Source organism: uncultured Lutibacter sp. (assembly GCF_937891065.1).
In the GTDB taxonomy this organism is placed as follows: Bacteria; Bacteroidota; Bacteroidia; order Flavobacteriales; family Flavobacteriaceae; genus Lutibacter.
This window is the reverse complement of sequence record NZ_CALAEQ010000252.1, coordinates 1-2262: the sequence shown is the minus strand read 5'-3', so window position 1 is coordinate 2262 and position 2262 is coordinate 1. Positions and strand designations below refer to the sequence as shown.

Sequence of the window (2262 nt, the reverse complement as noted above, 5' to 3'; positions counted from 1 at the left end):
GTTAAATTAAAAACCGATTTTAAATTCACTTCAATTACACTATCAAAATCTGCTTCTGAAATACGCATCAACAAATTATCTTTAGTAATTCCTGCATTGTTTATTAATACATCAATAGTTCCAAATTCTTTTAAAACATCTGCCGCTAATTCCTGAGCCGCATCAAAATTTGCTGCATTAGATTGGTAACCTTTTGCTTTAACACCAAATGATTCCAACTCTTTTTCAAGCTCTTGAGCCGCTTCTATAGACGAACTGTATGTGAAAGCTACATTGGCACCTTGTTTTGCAAATGTTACTGCAATTCCTTTTCCAATTCCTCTTGTTGCACCTGTAATTAATGCTGTTTTATTTTCTAAAAGTTTCATATTTTAATTTTTACGTACATTTTTAAATTTTCAATAAATCAAATATACACATTTGTATAAAAAAAGCCTCCATAAAGGAAGCTTTTAAATATTGTTAGAAATAATTTTTATCCTAATATTTCAGCAACTTTTTCTCCAATTTTTGCTGGAGAATCTACTACATGAATTCCATTTTCTCTTAATATTGCCATTTTAGCTTGTGCAGTATCATCAGCACCTCCAACAATAGCACCTGCGTGACCCATTGTTCTACCTTTTGGAGCAGTTTGACCAGCAATAAAACCAACTACTGGTTTTTTATTTCCGGTAGCTCTTACCCAACGTGCAGCTTCTGCTTCTAGTTGACCACCAATTTCACCAATCATTACAATAAGATCAGTTTCATCATCATTCATCAACAATTCAACAGCTTCTTTAGTAGTTGTTCCAATAATTGGATCTCCACCAATACCGATTGCTGTTGTAATTCCATATCCTTTTTTAACAACCTGATCAGCAGCTTCATACGTTAAAGTTCCTGATTTAGAAACAACTCCAACTCTCCCTTTTTTGAAAATAAAACCTGGCATAATACCAACTTTAGCTTCTTCAGCTGTAATTACTCCTGGGCAGTTTGGTCCAATTAATCTGCAATCTTTATTATCAATATAAGCTTTAACTTTTACCATATCAGCAACTGGAATTCCTTCAGTAATACAAATAATTACTTTTATTCCTGCTGCAGCAGCTTCCATAATTGCATCAGCAGCAAATGCTGGTGGTACAAAAATTATTGAAGTATCTGCTCCTACTTGCTCAACGGCATCTTGTACAGTATTAAAAACAGGTCTATCTAAGTGCTTTTGCCCTCCTTTACCTGGAGTTACACCTCCTACAACATTAGTACCGTATTCAATCATTTGAGTTGCATGAAAAGTACCTTCTCCACCTGTGAAACCTTGTACAATTATTTTTGAATTTTTATTAACTAAAACGCTCATTGAAGTTTGTTTTTATATTGATTATATTTAATACTTACAAAAGTAATTTTTTTCTAAGTTCTGATTATAAAAAAAGTAAATTTTTTACTTTTTAATTAATTGTTTTATTTGAGCCATTTCTTTTAGCTTTTTTCTTGATTCATCAATAGGAGTCCCAAAATAAGTTTTCCCACCAGCCACTGATTTTGTAACACCTGTTTGACCTAAAATTACAGCCTTTTTTCCAATGGTAATACCACTATTTGTTCCTACTTGGCCCCATAGTGTTACTTCATCTTCAATAATAACACAGCCTGCAACTCCTGTTTGTGAAGCAATTAAACATTTTTCACCAACTATAGTATCATGACCAATTTGTACTTGATTATCTATTTTTGTTCCTTTTTTTATAGTTGTATTTCCTGAAACACCTCTATCTATGGTACAAAGAGCTCCAATATCTACATTATCTTCGATAATTACACTTCCACCTGATATTAATTTATCAAATCCCTCTACACGCTTTTTATAATAAAAAGCATCAGCACCTAAAATACTTCCTGCATGAATAGTCACATTATTTCCAATAATGCAGTTATCGTAAATAACTACGCCTGGATGAAAAACACAATTCTCACCTATTACAACATTATTTCCAATAAAAACATTTGGTTGTATGATCGTATTTTTTCCAATAATGGCTGTTGATGAAACTGAAGAATTTGAAGCTTTAAAAGGATTAAAATGTTTTGTTAATTTATTAAAATCTGTAAATGGGTCATTGGATATTAGCAACGCTTTTCCAACAGGACATTCAACTTTTTTATTAATTAATATTACAGTTGCTTTTGATTCTAAAGCTTTGTCATAATATTTTGGATGATCTACGAAAACTATATCTCCTGCTTCAACAACATGAATTTCATTACATCCTG

Annotated in this window: 3 protein-coding genes; all 3 read right to left on the bottom strand. The window is 31.9% G+C overall.

From position 1 onward, the window contains the following. On the bottom strand, positions 1–368 hold a 368-nt coding region (locus tag Q0352_RS13575; RefSeq protein ID WP_299528384.1), incomplete at its 3' end, for an SDR family NAD(P)-dependent oxidoreductase. Between the two features lie 107 nt (positions 369–475). Then, positions 476–1348, bottom strand: a complete 873-nt coding sequence (sucD, locus tag Q0352_RS13570) for a succinate--CoA ligase subunit alpha (RefSeq protein ID WP_299528383.1) — start codon at positions 1346–1348, stop codon at positions 476–478. An 84-nt stretch (positions 1349–1432) separates the two neighbouring features. Further along, positions 1433–2262 (bottom strand): UDP-3-O-(3-hydroxymyristoyl)glucosamine N-acyltransferase (locus Q0352_RS13565; protein ID WP_299528382.1); only part of this gene is annotated, 830 nt, incomplete at its 5' end.